This window comes from Rhodopirellula bahusiensis, from assembly GCF_002727185.1.
GTDB lineage: Bacteria > Planctomycetota > Planctomycetia > Pirellulales > Pirellulaceae > Rhodopirellula > Rhodopirellula bahusiensis.
This window is the reverse complement of the sequence record NZ_NIZW01000006.1, coordinates 401165-420418: the sequence shown is the minus strand read 5'-3', so window position 1 is coordinate 420418 and position 19254 is coordinate 401165. Positions and strand designations below refer to the sequence as shown.

16 protein-coding genes are annotated in these 19254 nt (G+C 55.9%); 7 read left to right on the top strand and 9 right to left on the bottom strand.

Annotation, left to right across the window (positions count from 1 at the left end):
• Positions 1 to 3 precede the first annotated feature (3 nt).
• Positions 4 to 2244: a DNA helicase RecQ gene (recQ, locus tag CEE69_RS09490; protein ID WP_099260421.1), complete on the bottom strand. Its 2241-nt coding sequence runs from the start codon at positions 2242 to 2244 to the stop codon at positions 4 to 6.
• A gap of 87 nt (positions 2245 to 2331) precedes the next feature.
• Positions 2332 to 2940: an RNA polymerase sigma factor gene (locus CEE69_RS09485; RefSeq protein WP_099260420.1), complete on the bottom strand. Its 609-nt coding sequence runs from the start codon at positions 2938 to 2940 to the stop codon at positions 2332 to 2334.
• Between the two features lie 389 nt (positions 2941 to 3329).
• Between CEE69_RS09485 and CEE69_RS09475 the strand changes: the two genes are divergently transcribed.
• Positions 3330 to 5711, top strand: a complete 2382-nt coding sequence (locus tag CEE69_RS09475; protein ID WP_099260418.1) for a sensor domain-containing diguanylate cyclase/phosphohydrolase — start codon at positions 3330 to 3332, stop codon at positions 5709 to 5711.
• Here CEE69_RS09475 and CEE69_RS09470 read toward each other — a convergent pair.
• Entirely contained in the window at positions 5693 to 6214 is a 522-nt protein-coding gene (locus CEE69_RS09470) for a putative molybdenum carrier protein (RefSeq protein WP_099260417.1), read from the bottom strand. The genes CEE69_RS09475 and CEE69_RS09470 overlap by 19 nt on opposite strands.
• 105 nt (positions 6215 to 6319) lie before the next feature.
• Positions 6320 to 6469, bottom strand: coding sequence for a membrane protein insertion efficiency factor YidD (gene yidD, locus CEE69_RS33120; RefSeq protein ID WP_233215085.1), 150 nt, complete (start codon positions 6467 to 6469; stop codon positions 6320 to 6322).
• 229 nt (positions 6470 to 6698) lie between these two features.
• Between yidD and CEE69_RS09460 the strand changes: the two genes are divergently transcribed.
• Both CEE69_RS09460 and CEE69_RS09455 read left to right on the top strand, forming a co-directional pair.
• Entirely contained in the window at positions 6699 to 7319 is a 621-nt protein-coding gene (locus CEE69_RS09460; RefSeq protein WP_099260415.1) for a gamma carbonic anhydrase family protein, read from the top strand.
• Positions 7320 to 7439: 120 nt separating this feature from the next.
• Complete coding sequence (locus CEE69_RS09455; protein WP_099260414.1) at positions 7440 to 8915, top strand: GumC domain-containing protein; 1476 nt, start codon at positions 7440 to 7442, stop codon at positions 8913 to 8915.
• Positions 8916 to 9570: 655 nt separating this feature from the next.
• On the opposite strand, the gene CEE69_RS09440 is transcribed toward CEE69_RS09455, so the two are convergent.
• Both CEE69_RS09440 and CEE69_RS09435 read right to left on the bottom strand, forming a co-directional pair.
• Positions 9571 to 10050 carry a hypothetical protein gene (locus tag CEE69_RS09440; protein ID WP_099260412.1) on the bottom strand — a complete coding sequence of 160 codons (480 nt, stop codon included), beginning with the start codon at positions 10048 to 10050 and terminating at the stop codon, positions 9571 to 9573.
• A 302-nt stretch (positions 10051 to 10352) separates the two neighbouring features.
• Entirely contained in the window at positions 10353 to 11840 is a 1488-nt protein-coding gene (locus CEE69_RS09435) for a metallopeptidase (protein ID WP_199169834.1), read from the bottom strand.
• A 301-nt stretch (positions 11841 to 12141) separates the two neighbouring features.
• Between CEE69_RS09435 and CEE69_RS09425 the strand changes: the two genes are divergently transcribed.
• The 3 genes from CEE69_RS09425 to CEE69_RS09415 all read left to right on the top strand — a co-directional run bounded on the left by CEE69_RS09425 (position 12142) and on the right by CEE69_RS09415 (position 14481).
• Positions 12142 to 13182 (top strand): galactitol-1-phosphate 5-dehydrogenase, encoded by a 1041-nt coding sequence (locus tag CEE69_RS09425; RefSeq protein ID WP_099260410.1) that lies wholly within the window; start codon positions 12142 to 12144, stop codon positions 13180 to 13182.
• Between the two features lie 107 nt (positions 13183 to 13289).
• Complete coding sequence (locus CEE69_RS09420; RefSeq protein ID WP_233215078.1) at positions 13290 to 14075, top strand: alpha/beta hydrolase; 786 nt, start codon at positions 13290 to 13292, stop codon at positions 14073 to 14075.
• Positions 14076 to 14085: 10 nt separating this feature from the next.
• Positions 14086 to 14481, top strand: a complete 396-nt coding sequence (locus CEE69_RS09415; protein ID WP_099260408.1) for a response regulator transcription factor — start codon at positions 14086 to 14088, stop codon at positions 14479 to 14481.
• Positions 14482 to 14528: 47 nt separating this feature from the next.
• Here CEE69_RS09415 and CEE69_RS09410 read toward each other — a convergent pair whose 3' ends face one another.
• The 3 genes from CEE69_RS09410 to CEE69_RS09400 all read right to left on the bottom strand — a co-directional run bounded on the left by CEE69_RS09410 (position 14529) and on the right by CEE69_RS09400 (position 17983).
• Positions 14529 to 15515, bottom strand: coding sequence for a type II secretion system F family protein (locus CEE69_RS09410; protein ID WP_099260407.1), 987 nt, complete (start codon positions 15513 to 15515; stop codon positions 14529 to 14531).
• A 66-nt stretch (positions 15516 to 15581) separates the two neighbouring features.
• Positions 15582 to 16547, bottom strand: a complete 966-nt coding sequence (locus tag CEE69_RS09405) for a type II secretion system F family protein (protein ID WP_099260406.1) — start codon at positions 16545 to 16547, stop codon at positions 15582 to 15584.
• A gap of 116 nt (positions 16548 to 16663) precedes the next feature.
• A complete protein-coding gene (locus CEE69_RS09400) occupies positions 16664 to 17983 on the bottom strand; it encodes a CpaF family protein (protein ID WP_099260405.1) in 1320 nt (439 codons plus the stop codon).
• A 265-nt stretch (positions 17984 to 18248) separates the two neighbouring features.
• On the opposite strand from CEE69_RS09400, the gene CEE69_RS09395 reads away from it, so the two are divergent.
• Complete coding sequence (locus tag CEE69_RS09395; protein ID WP_233215077.1) at positions 18249 to 19250, top strand: tetratricopeptide repeat protein; 1002 nt, start codon at positions 18249 to 18251, stop codon at positions 19248 to 19250.
• The last annotated feature ends 4 nt before the right edge of the window (positions 19251 to 19254 follow it).

Sequence of the window (19254 nt, the reverse complement as noted above, 5' to 3'; positions counted from 1 at the left end):
CCTTCAGTCGTCCGTGTCTTCGATCGCCATCTCGTTTTTCATGCAAGTGGCCACGATGCGGATCTTTTCGTAGGACACTTTTTCGTCGAGGGCTTCGAACACCGGACGCAGGCGTTCGTCTTCGGCGGCCATCAATGCCGCCCGAATTGCTTCGACTTCGTCGGCGGGCACCCACTGGGTTGGATCGGTGATCTTCTCTGATTGAATGTAGTCGCTGAGGTATTTGCTCACGGTCGATTCAGCGCGGTCCATCTTCTTCGCCACTTCGGCAACATCGTGCCCCTCGCGAAAAAGTTGGGAGGCTTGGACCATGGCGGCGTTGGGAGTCGTGCTTGCCCGCGGTTTGCTGGCCGTCGGTAGGGACGCGTTGGCGGATTGATCTCTGGCAAGCGGATTGTTTTCGCAGTACTGATCGATCGAATCCAAGAACAGTTGTCCGAACTCTTCGCGTTTGCGGTCGCCAATCCCTCGAATGTTGGTGAGTTTGTCTATCGAAGTTGGACGAACACGAGCCAATTCGCGAAGGACGGCGTCGCCGAAGATCACGTAGGCTGGAACACCTCGTTCCGACGCCATCTCACTGCGAAGGGATCGCAAGTGATCAAACAATTCGCGATCGACGCCTTCCCATGATTCGTTTGCGGCGGGACGACGGGATGAGCTTTTGGCGGCGACCTTCGTCAACGTCACAGTGCCTTCTCGTTTGAGCAACGCACGACCGGATGCGGTCAGACGGAGTGATTGATACTCACCGGTTCGGATCAAATGGTTCTGAGAAATCAGTTGCTCGATCCAAGTGCGAACTGCCGTGGCACCTTCGTTCGAAAGCAGGTTGTAGGTGCTGAGCTGATCATGGCCGGCCTGGATCACTTTTTGGTCTCGTGAGCCGGTGAGAACTTTGACCGTGTGTCCGGCGCCGTACCGCTCTTTCAGACGAACCACGCACGACAGGATCTTTTGTGCCAGCGTGATCGGATCTTCCACGACATCGAGTTCGCCGAGACAAACATCGCATGCGTTGCAGTTGTCCGAGTCGTATTCCTGACCAAAGTATTCGACCAGTGACGCGTGTCTGCACTGCACGCCGTTGCACAACGCCGCCATCGACTCAACCGAACTCATCGCGGATTGGAAGTTGTTGCGGTCGCCGTTTTCCAGGATCCGTTTCCACGACATCAAGTCGCCGCCGCTGTGGATCAGGACGCATTCGGCCGCGAGCCCATCACGCCCGGCACGGCCGCTTTCTTGTTGGTAGTGTTCGATCGACTTGGGCATCCCGGCGTGGATCACAAACCGCACGTTGGATTTGTCGATCCCCATTCCGAACGCGACTGTGGCCACGATGACGTCGACCTTCTCTTGGATGAAGGCTTCCTGGTTCGCTTGGCGCACTTCATCAGGGAGTCCCGCATGATATGGGAGTGTTCGAACGCCCACGGCCTCCAGCGCGCCCGCGGTTTGTTCAACTTCTTTGCGAGTGATGCAGTACACAACGCCTGATTCGCCCGGGTGTTGCTGGATGCACTGCTGAATCTGATTCAGTTTGCCGTCGCTACGCATCATTCGATACGTCAGGTTGGGGCGGTCGAAGTCACCAACCAATACACGCGGATCATGCAGTTGCAGTTGTTCCGCAATGTCATCGCGAACTTGTTCGGAGGCGGTCGCGGTGAAGGCGTGCACGGATGCGGATGGGAATTGTTCCTTGAGAATTCGCAAGCCGCGGTACTCGGGACGAAAGTCGTGTCCCCAGTTGCTGACGCAGTGTGCTTCGTCGATCGCGAAAAAGGAGATCGGCAGGCTGCGAAGAAAGTCGAGTGTCTTGGGCGTGAGCAAGCGTTCCGGAGCCAGGTAAAGAATCTTGATCTCACCGCGACGAATCCGTTCCGCCGTTTCTCGTTTCTGTTCCATCGATTGGGTGCTGTTGACCAGAGCCGCCGAGACACCGTTGCTGGTCAACGCGTCGACCTGATCCTTCATCAACGAGATCAAAGGTGAAACGACCACGGACATTCCATCGCGAACGAGCGCGGGAACTTGGTAGCACAGCGATTTGCCGCCGCCGGTCGGGAGCACGACCAAGCTGTCGCGGCCGCGGATCACATCCTGAACCGCATCGGCCTGCAAGGGTCGGAACGAGTCATAACCCCAGACCGATTCGAGGACCGAATGAGCTTGGTCCATTTCGGCATTGGGAGACGTGGAATGGGCGGTGGTCGAGAGCGATTCAGAAGGCGACGACATCCGGGGACTCACTGCGATCGTTCGAAGAAAGAGATCGAACAGGTTAGCAGTTTCGCTCGAGAATGTCGTTCACTCGATCGAGGGTGCTCAGCCGCGACCCATCTTGGCTCGTGCGCGATGCAGCAGCGGACCGATCGTGTTTTCGCTCAATCCGACCGCTTGGCTGATCTCTTGGTACGACTTGCCTTCCAAGTGGTACATCCGCACGACGCTGGCTTCTTTGGGGTCCAAACGCATCAGCAGGTGCTCGACTTCTTCCGCGTTTTCGATTCGCTGGAGTTCACCATTGATTTGCGTTGGTGCTGCGTGACCATTGGCGATCCCGTTGACGGTATTTCCATTGGCCAAAGAGCTTCCGTTGGATGACGCCGGATGGTGATTTCCAGAAGCCGCCGATGTGGCAGTCAAACGGCGAACCACAACGCGTCGCGCAACAATGGTCAGGTAAGTCGCCAGCGAGCATTGCCGTCGGAAGCGTCGAAGCACGGCAAAATCATGCCGAACGATGACCAGGAACACTTCCGCGACCATGTCATCTCGGGTTGGTTCGTCCATCGAAAGGCTGCGGCCAATCGCGGTCCGATTGACGACATGGACAACCAGGCCAACAAATCGATCGACGAAGTCTTGCCACGCCCGGGGTTCCCGGTCGAGACAACGTTGCAGTAGCTGACGATCGACGTCGGATAGGCTCACAGTGATGGTCCGGAAGATGAGAAGATTTGAGCCTGTGGGCTCTGGACTGAAGGCTGAGGGTCCGTCACAAGCCGCGTAACCATGTTAGATGGACGGGGGTTCGGTGGCAAGTTTTTCGCGGAAGATTGGGTTTGCAACGCTTGGCATCCCAAATCGTCGACCGCGAACCATTGGAGCCGATATTTGCGGCAGAAAGTTCCCTTTCCGGGCGAATCAGACGGCCATCTTCGGACTCGGTGGGCGGGCAGTTCCGATTGCGAGGACTTTGCCGATTCCTGTGAGCTCGAAATTCAAGGGATTGACCCCGCATTGGGGACCCCAGGCAGCCTGTTGCAAAATGGAACGTAGGGTTCCACGTCTCGACAACGATGTCTCGCAGAATACCGGCTATGAACGACCAAATGGTTCCCAGCAATCTCGCCAACCACAGCATGCCAGCCATGGTGCCCGTAACCGTACGCTCTCCCGCCAAGGACGTGGCGGACAACGATCTCGCACAAGCAAATCCACCACAAACTGGTGATTCCAAACCCGATGCAACGCCGGCGGACGCCGCCCACTCGGCGTCACGATTGAGCGAGTTGCTGATGGGATTGGGTGAAGCCGCGACGGGACAGCTTCCCGGTGTGGTCGAGCCCGTGTTGGACGCAAATTCCACTTCGGATTCGCATACGAACGCTACTGCCGAAGACACTCGCCCGTTTGAAAATCATTTGGCCATGGCTCGGTTGGGCATGGCGACGTCTTTGTTTTACGCCTTGCGAACCAAGCACGCACCCACGGCTGCGCACAGCTTGCGAGTGGCTCTCGCGTGTTCGGCGTGGTGCGAGCGTTTGGGATTGGCCGACGAAGTTCGAGATCGGATTGAAGTCGCCGCGTTGCTACACGACATTGGCAAAATTGGAATCCCCGATCGTATCCTTCGAAAGCCTGGCAAGCTCAGTATCGAAGAACAATTGACGATGGATTGCTGCTCCGAACTCGGTTGCGAGATTCTGCGTGGTTGCACCGCTGACCAATCATTGCTGAACATCGTGAAGTATTGCGGCGTTTGGTACGACTCACGCCGACAAGAAGACCATGTTCGCGGCGACGCGTTGCCGATGGGCGCACGCATGATGTCGATCGCCGGTGCGTTTGATGCGATGACAACGGATCAAGTCTATCGTTCGGCACTCAGTCGTGAACGAGCGTTGCAGGAGTTGTTCCGTGGCAGCGGAACACAATTCGACCCAGAGCTGACTCGAGATTTCGCGACGATGTTGGAACGTCGTCCCGAGTTGTTGCACAGCAGTGTTGTGAACCGGTGGTTGCAAAAGCTAGACGCGAATTCGCCAGATTTCCTGGGAGCGATGCGAACGGGCCACCCGACTGAGCTGCATGATAATGCTTTGGTTCAATCTGCGGCGGCTTGGCAAGGCGAGACGCCGGCAATCATGCCGTACTATCAAGCTCTTGGTGACCAACTTCGAGACGGAGTCGCATTCACTGACAGTGAAGGGCAAGTCACCTTCTGGAATGAAACATTGGCTCGGATGACTGGTGTGGCCGCCGAAGCGATGGTCGGACGTCATTGGGATGTCGATACGCTCGGAATGGTGGAGGAATCTGGCAACGAAACGGCTGTTTGTCCTGTCGCGGATAGTTTGCGATTGCAGACCACGGTGACTCGTACGATGAAAGTGATCCATGGAAGTGTATCGCGAGATGTTCTGCTGCAAGTCAGTCCCGTTCACGATCCGTACGGTGGCGGAGCGCTGGTTGTCGTTCGCGATATGTCAGACCGCAACAAACTTCAAAGTCAGATCCAAACGCTCCATAAAAAAGCCACCAGCGATCCGCTGACGGGCATCGCTAACCGAGCTGAATTTGACAGCCGACTGGTTCGTGCGACGGCCGATGCGAAGAAGAACAACGTGACGTTTAGTCTGATCATCTGTGACATCGATCACTTCAAGCAGGTCAACGATATTCACGGTCACCCGGCCGGCGATGAAGCGCTGGTTCAGTTCGCTCGCGTGTTGGAAAGCCACACACGGGACGAAGATTTGGTGGCTCGTTACGGTGGCGAAGAATTCGTCTTCTTGGCGATCAACAGCGACAACGCAACTGCGGCGCGACGCGCCGAACAGATCCGAAAAGCGATCGAAGTCACTCCGCTGGACGGGCTCAAGGGCGAATCGGTCACGGTTAGCTTTGGAGTCACCGAGTATCAAACCGGAGATGCGGCGGACACCATTTTGGCACGATCCGACCGTGCATTGCTGCAGGCGAAAGAGAACGGACGCAATCGGGTTGTGCAACTCGGATCAGGAATTCACCAAGACGACGAGGTGGACGCGCGACCAAGTTGGTTCCGCTGGTTGACTTCATCGAAGTCAGACGACAGCAACGAATTCCAATTGGTCACTCCCGTGCCAACTGATTTGGCAGTCGAGAAACTTCGCGGGTTCATCTCGGATCATCGGGCTGAGATCATTCAGGTCACCGGCAATGTCGTCTCGCTTCGTATCGTCGCGCAGGGCGCAGGCAAGGGGCGGCGAGCAAGCGATCATCAAATGACTCTGCATGTGCTGATTCACCTGAACGAAAAACAGGGGAAACGCAACCGAAACGACAACAGCGTGACGCAGACGTCCATGCGAGTCAGCATTCAACCGGTTCGAAATCGCGACCGTCGCAGTCGCGACCTGCAGCCTTGCGTTCGCGAAGTGCTCGGTAGTCTGAAAAGCTATTTGATGGCTGAGATGGTTCAGAACAGCGACGACTGAATGTCGCCGCCACCTCCCGTGAGGATGTGAACGAGCAAAACCTTCGTTTGTTCGCCGATCCCAGGCGAGTTGCTCTCACGAGGCCCGGCGACGTTGAGGTTGTCGGGGCGAATGTCCTGGAGCCAAGTCCGGATACGCTTCGCAGCAGTCTTCGGAGATGCCAAATCCACCGCCAGAAACGGTCGAGTTTCGCGTCGGCAGATCCGCTTTGTCAGTGCCGTGCCACCAGAGATGCGGTCGCGATAAAGAATCAGCGTCGCGTCGGTGTCGATCACGTTTTGCTCGGTCCGATCCGGGTAATGCCGCGACGCGTGTTCTTGCAGCATGTAGCGGTCTGGGATGCGACCGTCTTCCGCAATCCGGCCGGCCGGGCACCAACCCCCGTGCGGCAAGTCCAGCTCAATGGCCGCGTCCAATGCACCTCGGTCCACACCGGTTTGTCCGCCGGAAATGATCCAGAGGGGCTTGAAGGCATCGGTCGATTGCGGAGCAGGTTTCGGCATGTGGCGATGATAGCACGCCGCTTGGTTCTGGGAATTGCGAAGCTTTCACCGTGAGGTTGTGTTGGTGATCGCGACAGGCCGAAGGGGCGTCACGCTAAGGAAAAGTCAGGGTGGGTCGTACCCGCCGGGATTCCAGGGATGGCATCGGCCGATGCGTCGGATGGCTCGCCATATGCCGCGTATCGGACCGTGTTTTTGGATGGATTCGATTGCGTAAGCACTGCACGTGGGAGTGAACCGGCAACTGGGACCCATCATCGGACTGATCACGACTTGGTACCATCGGATGCACAGCACAAACGTCGAGATCGCCAGTCGAGACAAGAAGCCTCGTGAGACTGTTGGCGCAGACTCAGGTGGTGTGACGTCCGATGTGCAGTCCGTGCCTGCAGTGTCGGCTGCGTGACCGTCATCCGTCCTCGTGTGTTCAGAGTCGAGGCTATCTCGCTCGAAGTTTCTTTGTTCTTCCCGCAACCGATTTGCCATGTCAACGAATGATACGGATTCTCAATCCACTGCCAAACCGTCCGCCTCAGATGCATCCGGTCGCACACGACGCGAGGCCATTGTCACTGTCGAACCCGATCGCAGTTTGATCGATCCTTCTGCTTTTGTCGCACCCAACGCAACGGTGTTGGGGGAAGTTTACATCGCCGCCGACGTCAGCATCTGGTTCGGAGCGGTGATGCGTGGTGATACAGAAAAGATCGTGATCGGTCGGCAAAGCAACGTTCAAGACCAATGCGTGCTGCATTGTGACCCAGGGATGCCTTGCGTGATAGGCGAGCGAGTGACGGTGGGGCACTCCGCGATCGTTCACGGTGCCACCGTTGAAGACGATGCGTTGATCGGGATTGGGGCGATCGTCTTGAACGGAGCCACGATTGGCAAAGGTGCAATCGTCGCCGCTGGAGCTCTCGTGACCGAAGGCACCGTGATCCCGCCGGGCATGTTGGCTGTTGGAACACCAGCGAAACCGATCAAGGAAGTCAGCGACTCACTGCGTGAACGATCGCTCGAAGGGGCTCAGCACTATGTGAGATTGGGCCGTCGCTATCGAACGGAGTTTGTCGATACAAACGGCACATCCAGCAAGGTCGATTGATGGCCCCTGTTTGGTGGCCTGGTTTATTGAACACGCGAAGATTCTTCGGCTCGTGCGTTGGGGGCGTCCTAGTGTTGGGGGAATATTCTCTGAATCCTCTTTTTGAGCCCGTGTTCCAACATGTCAGCTGCTCCAATTCCGTGGAAACACATTCGCAATATCTTGGTTCTGTTCGCACCGGTTTGGGGCGGAGCAGCCGTTTTGTTTGGAGTGCTGGGCCTTGGAACGGCGCTGCTCTCGAGTGACCGCTGGGCCGCGCGTCAGCCGCTTGTGCTTCGTGACGAAGCGACCGGAGCAGTTGATCGTTTGGGGCGATTCTCCAGTCAAACGGATCTGAAAGCGGCCCAAGAAACGTTGCTTGAAATGGCACGCAATCCCGAAGTGGTCGCCGCCGCTCTGCGCGACGTCGGACCCGTCGGCGGAGGAGAAGATGAGTCCTACCCATCGACGACGTTGGTCGACACCGTCGCGAATCGACGCGTCAACGTTGTTGCACCTCAAGGCAGCGAGTTCGGCAACAGCGAATTGGTTTATTTGAAGGTCGAAGCTGAGTCGCCCGAGCGTGCCTCTGACTTCTGCCGTGCGTTGCTGGACAATTTGAGCAGCCATCTTCGAACCGTTCGCCGGATTCGAGCCGACAGTGTGATTGTCGAACTCACGAATTCTCGTGATCTGACGCGGCAAAAACTGGATACTGTCCTAACGAAAATGAATGAAGTGGAAGTCCGGTTCGGATCGGACTTGAGCGAACTGCGAAACCTAAACGATGCCATTTCGGGCGATGGTGCCAACCGCCGCACCATGGAAGAGAACGCGAAAGAACTTCAATTGGCGGAATTGGAACTCGAACGACTCAACGCTCTGCAGCAACTGTTGATCGCGGGTTCGCAAGACCCACGTCAGTTGTTGGTCAGCGGAGATGAATTGCTGTCCAGCCAGCCTTCGCTACAACGATTGAAAGATGGTTTGATTGACGCACAGATCGAATCCAGTCGATTGGCCAGTGTTTACACCGAATTGCATCCGCGTCGTCGTTCAGCAATCACCACCGAACGCGAGATCACGTCTCGGATGTTGGAAGAAGCGAAGGCGGCCGTTCGTGCGATGAAGCCGACTTTGGTGCTCGCTCGCGATCGTGTTCAACGTCTCAGAAACAAACAAGATCAGCTGCATGAAAAGCTGAGCCGATTGGCTGGCGTACGAACAAGCTATTCAAAACTCGACAGCGACGCCGAGGCTTTGACGCAGCAACTCGCTGAAGCCGAAGCAGCGTTGGGCGAAGCTCAAGCGAGCCGATCCGCTGCCCTTTCGACAAACCTGTTGGCAGAATTGGGGCCACCCCAAATCGGTGATTCACCCGAAGGTATGTCAGGCGTCTCGGTCACCTTCGGATCACTGTTCGCCGGATTGGTATTCGGTTTGGGAACCGTGTTCTTGATCGCTCCGGGACCACAAGGCCCGAGTGCTGGACGTCGTTGGAGTGACCGTTTGACGGGACGTCGTGCGACGGATCACATGCCTCCTGAAATGGCTGCACAAGTCACCTCGGTACCTCCGGACGGAAACGATCGCCGTCGTGGTTCGTCGCGTGATTAAGCGACGAACTCGATCGATGTAAACGCAAAACACCTCGCCGAGTTGACTCGACGAGGTGTTTCTTTTGCTATCGCAATGCTCGGACGGTCGTTGCCGATCAAGCGTTTTTGCGAGTGCTAAATTCAGGCACCCGTTGCAGGTGCGTCAACGCAACCGTCGCACTGGCAGCTTTCGCAACTGCAGTTGTCGCAGTCGACGGCTTCGTCCAGGCAACAGTTGCAATCCGCGTCACACTGACCGCAAATGCAGGCTGCTGTGATCGCTGAAGTAAGGCTGTCGCTCGTTGCGACTGACTCACTCGCGGTGGCTTCGCAGGACGAACCGGCACAGCAACTCATTTTCGTTGCGGCGGTGTCGCTTGCTGCCGTTTCGCAGGCATCGCATTCACATGCCTCACACGAGCAGTTGTCGCATGCGACATCTTCGTTTAGGCAGCAATCGCAGCCTGCTTCGCACTGACCGCAGGGGCAAACCTCGCCGCGAAGGGTCGACGCATTGTCACTCGAGACGGCGCTTCGGGCGGCAAACAAAATCGCAACTCCCACCAACACGGTGGCAGCAAACATCATGGAACTACGTAACATCATGGGCTCCTATCGAACCAAAACTCAATTGAAAATTCAAACAAAACTGTCAGTCAGATCAGTCTTGAATTTCAATTCAGCCAGCGGCACAAAAGAGCGCAGCGGTCCTGAGACGTCGCGGCAATTTGCAGCGACGAACTCGGTCGCCAATCCATCGAGTGGGTTAGCGATGGAAGCAGCAAATCCTCGAACAAGCCAATCGGCACGTTCAGAGCAACGGGCTGGTCATCGACCGTGAGCACGCGTGAACTCACCCACGAGTCGGTCAAAGTTGACCGAACTTCGCAGTCGCATTGGGACGTCCATACACAGGAACAACTGGACTGAAACTCCGATGTCCCTGATTCAGTGCAACCCGATGCGGTCGATTGGCAGCACGAACTGGTGACAGGAGCAACCGTTGCACAGCAACCGGTCGCCACCGAGCCTTCCTCTGAAACCGACGCGGCACAGCAACATGGTGGCTGCAGCATTGGCCAAACGCACAGCGCGAGCACAGCCAGCAAAACTGGCGCTCGGAATGCGGTTCGGTTCAATGTGGTCGGTCTCATAGATTCCTTTATACGCGGCGAGACTGCTTTGGGTCGAGAGAAATTCCTCAACAGGCGTCCGTCGAGGTATCTCAATCAATCGCGGTTGCCACGTTTTAAATGGCGAAAACGGCCTCCGATCCGCCATTTTAAACGGCGAATCAAGTGGTCACCAATGGCTTCGCCAACTTGTTGGGGCAATTTATTAGCAACGCTTAAGCCTGGTTGGCCGAATTGCGTTAGCACCGGTTTCTACGAAGCAACTGGGCCATCGGCCAATTAGCTCAGACTGAAAAGGTCATTGGCCCTCGCAACTGTTGGTATCAAGACGCAGTCTGCGGAAGCGAAACGTTCCGAGACGCTCCGTTGCTGTCGACGACAACGATACGCCGAATGTCGGTGCCCGGCTTCATGTCCTGGATTTGATCGAAAGTGAGATCGATTGTTTTTGGATGGTCATCGGCTCCCGCGTCATGCGAACCGTACTCGCGAAAAGTCTCGATTCGATCTTTGGAATGGAAGCCAATCCATGGAATGCCGGAGTCGCTTTTGATTCGTACCAATTGTGCCTCTTCATCAACTTCGACACTTGGTCGTGACCTCGATCGACCAGATGACTCCGTCGTTGCGGCGTTGAGCTGAAACCATGGGCTCCAGCGTAGGAACGAGGCACTGACCGGAGAGAAGTAGGCTTCTTGTTCGGGTGAAAATTTGCGGGTCTGTTTGTTTTGGTTGCTGGGTGGATCAGCGAACGTGAACACGCGATGGAAGTGATCAAACCCTCGCGTCATGATGCCCATGTTGTCGGTGCAGTGCGGCAGTCCCATCGCGTGGCCGGTCTCGTGCAACGTGGCTCCGATCGTGGTCGAAGCCAACGCCCAAATCGTTCCTCGGAATGCACTGTCGTCGTGAACGTGAGTTGCATCGACCGCGGCGTTGTCTTGAAAGACATCCATCGCGGATTGAATGTCACGCGGCCAACAAAACACCGACGCACTGCCGAACAATCCCAGGTTGGCCCCACCAAGAGCGGTGTGTCCGAGCATCTTTCCGGTGCGAGGGTCTTTGCGTGTGTAGGCGGCCAGTACAACGTTCTTTGCGAGCCGGTCAGGGTGTTCATTGTTGATCCAACGACGGACTTGTTGCCACCAACGGTTGTTATCGGCTTGTGCGTAGTAGTCCTGCTTGTCTTCGTCGCCTTTCCAAGTGTGAACGACGACCTGCCCGCTTTCGTCGTGTTCCAAAGCAAAGGTTCGCGGACCGTAGCCCAAGTCCTTCATTCTTTCGGCGGTGAAAGTTTGCATCAGCAACGCCGCGGTGCGAAGTCGGTTCGCGTAGTCTTGTGTGACGGAATCATCCGGCGCCGCAAAGTCGGTTTCACCTGACTGGTCGGTCATCCAAATCAATCGCACGTAATGCGGATTGTTTTGTGGTTTGTAGGTCAGGACCAATTCGGTTGCCGGAGCCGAGCCGTGCTTCAATTGGATTGCGTTTTTTCCCTCCGATAGTTCCACCAACGCTTTGAAACGCTTGCCGTCGGTCAGCACTTTGACCTCATTTGCACCTGCCGGGGCATTTTTGTTGACGATCGTCATAGGAGCGTCATTTTCAGACGGCACCGTGCCTCGCAGAAGGACAACGCTGTACTGGACTTCGGATCCGGTTTCGTGGTTCTCGACCTGGATTGCAGAATCAGAATTGCTAGCAATCGCAGCGTTCGGGTTGGCGATCGATGAGGCGAACGTCAAAGCGATCAAAAACGCCGACGGAAGCGCGGCGGCCTGAGATGGGCGGAAGCGGGGAAGTTTCATTGGAAACGAACCGTTTTTCAGATTGTGTGGTGGACGTCAGTGAATTGGTTTCCGCAATTCAATTGGCACCAGAATCGAAGTTCCGCCAGGCTCGTGCCGCCAATCTCAGTTGCGTCGCGAAGTCCGTGCCGATGTGCAAAACGAAATTCGTGACCAGCAGTCTACTTCGCGGGTCCGCTTGAATTGAATCGGGCTTGCCCGTTGCGAGACTGTTTCTCGCTGGCCATCGTTTCCACGCCCTCGGATTTGGCATAGAATCCCGTGCGTCCACGTCTTACTCCACCCACTGAAGCGTTGCACCATGAAGGCATTGTTGCTGACCGAATACAAAAACATGCAAGTGACGGACGTGGATGAGCCTGAGGTCGGGCCCGATGACGTCTTGGTCCAAGTCGAAGCGTGTGGGATCTGCGGCAGTGACATTCACGGGTACGACGGCAGCACCGGCCGGCGCATTCCGCCCTTGGTGATGGGGCACGAAGCCGCTGGTGTGGTGGTGCAGGTCGGCGAGAACGTCAACGATTTGGAGCTCGGTGCTCGCGTGACGTTTGACTCCATGGTGTCTTGTGGAAACTGCGATTTCTGCCGCGAAGGACACGGAAACCTTTGCGACAACCGGATGGTTCTCGGCGTTTCGTGCGGTGACTATCGACGTCACGGTGCATTCGCGGAGCGAATCTCGGTGCCCCGCCGAATTGTCTATCGATTACCGGACACCCTGCCCTTCGAGCACGCTGCATTGGTGGAAGCGGTCAGCGTCGCGGTTCACGCGGCGGAAGTCACGCCAATCAAGCTGGGTGACACCGCCGTTGTGGTTGGCGCCGGTATGATCGGATTGTTGGCGGTTCAAGCGGTTCGTGCGGCCGGTGCAACTCAAGTCATCGCTGTCGATTTGAATGACAAACGCTTGGAAACAGCCGGTGCGTTGGGAGCCGATGTTTTGTTGCGGGCCGATCAAGTCGACGTTCCCGCAAAAGTCCGAGAACTGACCGGTGGCCGCGGTGCGGATGTGGCGTTGGAAGTGGTCGGTGCCACACCCACGGTCAAAACTGCAATTGAATCGGTTCGCAAAGGCGGATCGGTCACCTTGGTCGGCAACGTGTCACCAACCATCGAGCTGCCACTGCAATCGGTCGTCACTCGAGAAATTCGGTTGCAAGGCACCTGTGGATGCAATGGTGAGTACCCACAGTGCATCGATTTGATGAATCGTGGCGTCATCAACGTCGAACCCTTGATCACTGCCAAAATTTCTTTGGCGGATGGTCCGAAATGGTTTGACCGCTTGCACGCCGGTGATGCGGAGCAAATGAAGGTGTTGGTTTGCCCTCGATCGGAATGAGATCCGAAAACCAGATGGCATTTCGACGTTGACATTGATGGCGGCGTGAAACTAATTTCCCACCGTCACGTTTCGCTGACTACCCATTGACCGATTCAGGACAAAAGATGAGCGACCCGTTTGCAAGCCGAATGCGCTCGTATCCGACTCAGGAGCCTTCTTCGGTACGGCCCGAGCGGCTTCGTCGGCCTCTGTCGATTGTCACTCCGCTGCATTACACGCCGTCCTACGACTATCCCTTGGTGGTCTGGCTCCATCACGGCGGCCACAATGAATTGCAGGTCGAACAAGTCCTCCCGCACGTCAGCGTTCGCAACTACGTCGGTGTCGGTGTCCGCGGAAACCAAGCCACGGATGTTCGCGGTTGGGGATTCGATTGGTCGGAAGGAACGTCAGCGATTGCATCCGCTCGTGATGCTGTGATGGAAGCGATCGAACATGCCCAGTCGGAAATGTCGATTCACTGCGATCGCATTTTGATTGCCGGATACGGCAGCGGCGCCACAATGGCTTGCCGAATCGCGTTGATGGAACCCGATCGATTTGGCGGGGTCGCGATGATGGGTGGTCATTTCCCGTCCAGTCAAAGCGTGATGCGGGAGTATCATCGGCTTCGCGAACGCAGGTTGCCGATTTTGTGGCAGCAAGCCATCAATGGCGTCGACGATTGCCCCGAACAACTCAAGCGTGGCATCATTGCCGCGGAAACCATCCGGGCTCGTGTTGAAATTCGCCAGTACCGAGGTGATGATGTCATGAACGCGGTGGCGTTGCGTGACATTGACCAATGGTGTTTTGATACCATCGTGCAACCACGCACCGAGTCCACCGCGGAAAATTCGACGGTTCGTCCCAACGAGGGATTGTCACCGATCGATTTCTCCGCCAATTGATCGCTACTTGATGAACACCCCTGCCCAGTCGGATAGCTCCACCTCGACCGCGAAAATCCTAGTTGTGGATGATGACGCGGAAATCATCGAGTCGGTTTCGTACGCGTTGGAATCTAACGGCTACGAAGTGGTGGTCGCGCGAGATGGCAATCAAGCACTCGCGTTGGCCGAGTGTGAGAATCCGCAGTTGATGATCTTGGACATGATGATGCCCAAGCGAAGCGGATTCTTGGTTCTCGAAAAGATGCGACGCGAAAACGAGCTGCCCGTCCCCGTGATCATGATCACGGGCAACGAAGGCAGTCGCCATCAAGCGTACGCGGAATTGCTTGGTGTGAGTGAATACATCCGCAAACCATTCGCGATCGAAAAACTTCTGGAAGCGGTTCATCGATTGCTGAAGTAGGTCTCAGGTTGCTTTGAGCGACCTGGCATTCCAATGTGAGCGACAGCTCACTGAAGCATTTGGCGATACATGTTGATCGCCGCTGGTCCAACAAGGACCACGAAGATGCCAGGGAAAATGAACAGCACGAGCGGGAAGATCATCTTCACGGCCGTCTTGGCTGCTTTCTCTTCCGCGATTTGACGACGTTTGGTTCGCATCGAATCGCTCTGAACCCGAAGGGCTTGAGCCACGCTGGATCCGAACTTGTCGGCTTGGATCAGGATCGATGCGAGTTGCTTCAAGTCATCGACACCGCTGCGGTAACCCAAGCCAGATAGAACTTCTGCACGGGGCCGGCCAAGTTGCAACTGGTGATTCGAGATTGAAAATTCTTCACCAATTGATTTGTGGCTCTTCTGCATTTCTTCGGCCACTTTGCGGAGTGCTTGGTCGAGACCCAAGCCGGCTTCGACGCAGACGACCATCAAGTCCAACGCGTCAGGCAGACCCAAGAAAATCTTTTCGCGGCGTTTGCTGGCCATGAAGCCCAAGACCAAGGATGGCAGCATGAAGCCGCCGATCATGCCGAGCAAAAGCTTTATGATCATGTCCTGGGTCAAACCGTCCAAAACCGCTCCAGTAACGCCACCAAGCATCAGGCCGACGCCGGTGAAGACGAGTTGGATCAGCTTGAAGATGACGGGAGCACTTTCGCGACGAAAGCCAGCGTTGACCAGCTTTTCGCGAAGCTTGCCCATCTCTTCTTCGTTGCCGGAGACCGAGCTGGCGATCGGCGTTGCCGCTTTCTCCAGAGCTTCGGTCAACGCTTCGTTCTTTGTGCGTTGCTTTTCGTCAGCAGCGATGTCGCGGATGCCACGTTTGGCATCTTTCATTCGTTCCAAGCGTGATTCCGCGGGAGCCTGATCGTCGCCGCCCACTTTGCTGAGGACGAACCAAGCGAAGGATGTCACCGAAGCAAAAATCGCGATGGTGGTCAGAGTCAACGGGCTGAGGAAGCCGATGAGTTCAGGAGCGATTGAGAGTGTGAACATGGGACTGAGTTGTGCGAAGTGCAATGAGCGAAAGAGAGGAGAACGCGACGGGGATGGGCGGCGGATCTAGACTTTGATCGTGATGATCTTTTTGATCGCCAAAGCTCCGAGCAACTGAGTGACCAGAGCCATTCCCAGTGCCATGCGTCCGAGTTCGTCCGTGAAAAGCATCAACACGTATTCGGCATTGATTTTCAACATGACCAGGAACAAAACGGGCGGCAAAGCAAGCAGCACGGCACCGCTCATTCGGCCTTCCCCGGTGAGGGCTTGGATCGTTCCGAGAATCTGCAATCGTTCACGAACAAGGTGTCCGATCTTGTCGAGGATTTCACTCAAGTCACCCCCGGTTTGTCGCTGCAGAATCACGGCGGTCGCAAAGAACCGGATGTCCATGTTGGGGACGCGTTCCGCCATGTCTTCGATGGATTCTTCAAGTGGGATGCCGAACTTTTGCTCTTCGAAGCAACGGCGAAATTCGGTTGCCAAAGGGGCTTCCATTTCGTCACCGACCAATCCAAAGCCAGCGTTCAGCGAGTGGCCCGCTCGGAGCGAGCGACCAAGCAATTCGAGAGCTTCAGGAATTTGTTCGCCGAATCGTTTCAAGCGGCGTTTGCGTTTGAAAGTGACATAGAAAACTGGCCCGCCGACAAACACCGCACCAACAACGGGGCCCAGTAAAATCGGCACCGGTGTGACCGCGCACAGCGCGATTCCTGCGGCGAAGCAGGCACCACAGATCATCGCAAACTTGGTCACTGTGAGGTTGAGGTCCGCTTGTTCCAGGATCTTGTGAACCGCGGGCAGGCGGTCCATCACGGTTTTCAAGAGCCCGGTCGCATCATCCAGGTCGTTCAGTAAGAACGATGGCGTGCTGTTTTCGGACTCTGCTCCGCGTTTCCCATGAGCGAGTTGAGTCAGGCGATCTTCCGTCGCGGTCGTTTCTTCCGAGGGCATCAAAACAGATGCACCGAACGCGATGAGCGAGGCAACAAATACCCCGGCGGCGACGATGATGATGATGGATGACATGGGAGCGTTGATTGAAGAGGGGGGAGTCGAACTTTGGTTGATTAAGGGAGCTTCCGAGGCGTTTCAGACACCGTGCCACAACAGAATGTTGGGCACGGCGTATTGGTTGCCGCCGATTAGGCGTCCATCATGACTCGTTCACGGAAGGCACTGGCGGGCAAACGCACGCCGGCAGCTTCCAACTTGTCCATGAAGCTTGGGCGAACTCCGCTACAGACAAATTGCCCTTGGGCTTTGCCTTCGGAGTTGATTCCGGTTTGGTTGAATCGATAAATGTCCTGCAAGATGATCGTGTCTTGTTCCATTCCGACGACCTCAGTGATCGCGGTGACGCGACGTGGTCCACCTTGCAAACGGTTGGCTTGGATCAAAACGTCCACCGCACCGCTGACTTGTTGACGGATGGCTTTGACCGGTAATTCGAAACCGGACATCATCACCAACGTTTCCAAACGAGCGATGGCGTCACGGGGCGTGTTGGCGTGAATCGTTGTGAGCGATCCGTCGTGACCCGTGTTCATGGCCTGCAGCATGTCCAGCGTTTCACCACCACGGCATTCGCCGATGATGATTCGTTCAGGACGCATCCGCAGTGCGTTCTTGACCAAGTCCGTCGCAGTGACGGCACCCTTGCCTTCGATATTGGGCGGTCGCGTTTCCAATCGCACAACATGGTCTTGTTGCAATTGAAGCTCGGCCGCATCCTCGATCGTCACGATTCGGTCTTCGTGGCCGATGAAGGAGGAAAGCGTGTTCAACAGCGTCGTCTTACCAGAACCGGTACCACCGGCGATGATCATGTTCAGGCGAGCTTTGATGCAGCCTTCGAGCAACATCACCATTTCCGGTGTGAAGGCTCGGTAGTTGAGCAGGTCTTCCAGTCGCAGTGGGTTGCTACCGAAACGACGAATCGAAACCGCAGCCCCATCGAGTGCCAATGGCGGGATGATCGCATTGACCCGCGAGCCGTCGTCCAAGCGAGCGTCGACCATTGGGCAGGTTTCATCGACACGACGGCCGACTTTACTAACGATTCGGTCAATGATCTGCAGAAGGTGCTTGCCGTCGCGGAATTCCACGTCGGTCTTCTGCATCTGGCCGCCCTTCTCGACATAAATGTTCTTCGGGCCGTTGATCAGGATATCGCTGACCTTGGGGTCTTTCAGGATCAATTCCAATGGACCTAGTCCAAAGGTTTCGTCCAAGACTTCGTCAACGATTCGTTCACGTTCTTGTCGGTTCAGCAGCGTGTCTTCGGCGTCGCACAGGTGTTCGACCACCATGCGAATTTCACGTTTGAGCGTGTCGCCTTGGAGGTCACCGACACGCGATAGATCCAGCTTGTCGACCAATTTACCGTGGATACGGCTTTTGATTTGCTCGAATTGTTCTTGGCGATTCGCTTCGGGACGTTGTGGAGGCGCTGCTTGTCGCATAGTTCTGTAAATCCTTGACGGTGTGTCGGGCACCCTCACAGAGTGCCTGAAATGACTCACCCAACCCTACGACCTAAACAGTGCGCATGTCGTCAAAACGCAACACGATCCTGCAAAATTGAACGCTCTGAAGAGGCTTTGCCGGTTATGACGAGGCTGCGCGTTGGAAAAGATGAACCGTTGCAATTTGAATTAGGCTGCTTTGATACGATGACGCTTTGGTCTTCGCTCTGGACTTCATCACCACCCATGCACGGAAATCACCATGACTCGAAGGCGGACGGTACTGCAAAGCAATTTGGTTCCCAGTTGGGGCATCGTGATCGTGCTGTTTGGATCGGGGGGATTCGCCATCGCGCAGGAGAAGGCTGGTTCGACGACGGAGTCGGTTGCCACCAACGCAGTTTCGGGTGACGCCGATGACGAATACAGCAATTTTCGGCAGGCTTACTCGGCTGCTTTTCGATCTCGAGAGGCGGGTGATTTTGAAAAATCCAAGTCTGCTCTGAACGCTGCGATCGAACTGGCAACACGCGACCGAGAAAAGGCGGATGCCCATCGGACGTTGATCTCAGTGCATGCTGAGTTGGGCGACCAAGACAAAATGTTCGAATCGCTTGAGTATACGGTGGAGAACGCTCCCTACCCTGCCTTCGCTTCTTTGTCGATTGGATCAGTCAACGCGATCGCACGGCGCAAGGGTTGGGCCAATGAGATGAAGGCTCGCTACGAAAAGCAACTGGAGGAGGACCCAAAGGACCGAACGGCACTCGTCATCATGGAGGCTTACACGTACAACGTCGCGCGTGATCACGCGAAACGTGGTGAGTACATCGATCGGTTGTTGAAGCTGAACGAAGAAGAAGGCAAACCGCTTGATGTTGAGTGGAAGATCAATCGAGCGTTTTGCGACCGTCTCACGCGAAATTTCGAGGCCGCCGCGAAGAGGTATGAAGCGGTGTCGGAAGAAACCGATGAGGCGAAAGCGTTTTGCTTGATGGAAGCCGCTTACTGCTGGGAACAAGCAGGTGAGAAAGCGAAGGCCTTGAAAGCAGCTTTGGCAGCCGACGCGATTGGTCCTGGCAAACGAGCCAAGCGAAGTTTGTATCAGTGGCACCGTACGCTCGCGAATCTGTTTCTGGCTCACTTGAAGAAGGCCGAAGCAATCAAGCACTACGAAGCGGCACTTGAAGAAGCGAACATTGACGCTTACCGCGACCAATGCCGAGAAAAACTGCAAATCGCGAAGGCGTTGAAAGATTTCTGATGAA

What these genes read in the sequence shown, in the direction of transcription:
- recQ (WP_099260421.1), bottom strand. Translation starts at nt 2,244, where the DNA reads ATGTCGTCGCCTTCTGAATCGCTCTCGACCACCGCCCATTCCACGTCT.
- CEE69_RS09475 (WP_099260418.1), top strand. Translation starts at nt 3,330, where the DNA reads ATGAACGACCAAATGGTTCCCAGCAATCTCGCCAACCACAGCATGCCA.
- CEE69_RS09470 (WP_099260417.1), bottom strand. Translation starts at nt 6,214, where the DNA reads ATGCCGAAACCTGCTCCGCAATCGACCGATGCCTTCAAGCCCCTCTGG.
- yidD (WP_233215085.1), bottom strand. Translation starts at nt 6,469, where the DNA reads ATGGGTCCCAGTTGCCGGTTCACTCCCACGTGCAGTGCTTACGCAATC.
- CEE69_RS09460 (WP_099260415.1), top strand. Translation starts at nt 6,699, where the DNA reads ATGTCAACGAATGATACGGATTCTCAATCCACTGCCAAACCGTCCGCC.
- CEE69_RS09455 (WP_099260414.1), top strand. Translation starts at nt 7,440, where the DNA reads ATGTCAGCTGCTCCAATTCCGTGGAAACACATTCGCAATATCTTGGTT.
- CEE69_RS09440 (WP_099260412.1), bottom strand. Translation starts at nt 10,050, where the DNA reads ATGAGACCGACCACATTGAACCGAACCGCATTCCGAGCGCCAGTTTTG.
- CEE69_RS09435 (WP_199169834.1), bottom strand. Translation starts at nt 11,840, where the DNA reads ATGAAACTTCCCCGCTTCCGCCCATCTCAGGCCGCCGCGCTTCCGTCG.
- CEE69_RS09425 (WP_099260410.1), top strand. Translation starts at nt 12,142, where the DNA reads ATGAAGGCATTGTTGCTGACCGAATACAAAAACATGCAAGTGACGGAC.
- CEE69_RS09420 (WP_233215078.1), top strand. Translation starts at nt 13,290, where the DNA reads ATGAGCGACCCGTTTGCAAGCCGAATGCGCTCGTATCCGACTCAGGAG.
- CEE69_RS09415 (WP_099260408.1), top strand. Translation starts at nt 14,086, where the DNA reads ATGAACACCCCTGCCCAGTCGGATAGCTCCACCTCGACCGCGAAAATC.
- CEE69_RS09410 (WP_099260407.1), bottom strand. Translation starts at nt 15,515, where the DNA reads ATGTTCACACTCTCAATCGCTCCTGAACTCATCGGCTTCCTCAGCCCG.
- CEE69_RS09405 (WP_099260406.1), bottom strand. Translation starts at nt 16,547, where the DNA reads ATGTCATCCATCATCATCATCGTCGCCGCCGGGGTATTTGTTGCCTCG.
- CEE69_RS09400 (WP_099260405.1), bottom strand. Translation starts at nt 17,983, where the DNA reads ATGCGACAAGCAGCGCCTCCACAACGTCCCGAAGCGAATCGCCAAGAA.
- CEE69_RS09395 (WP_233215077.1), top strand. Translation starts at nt 18,249, where the DNA reads ATGACTCGAAGGCGGACGGTACTGCAAAGCAATTTGGTTCCCAGTTGG.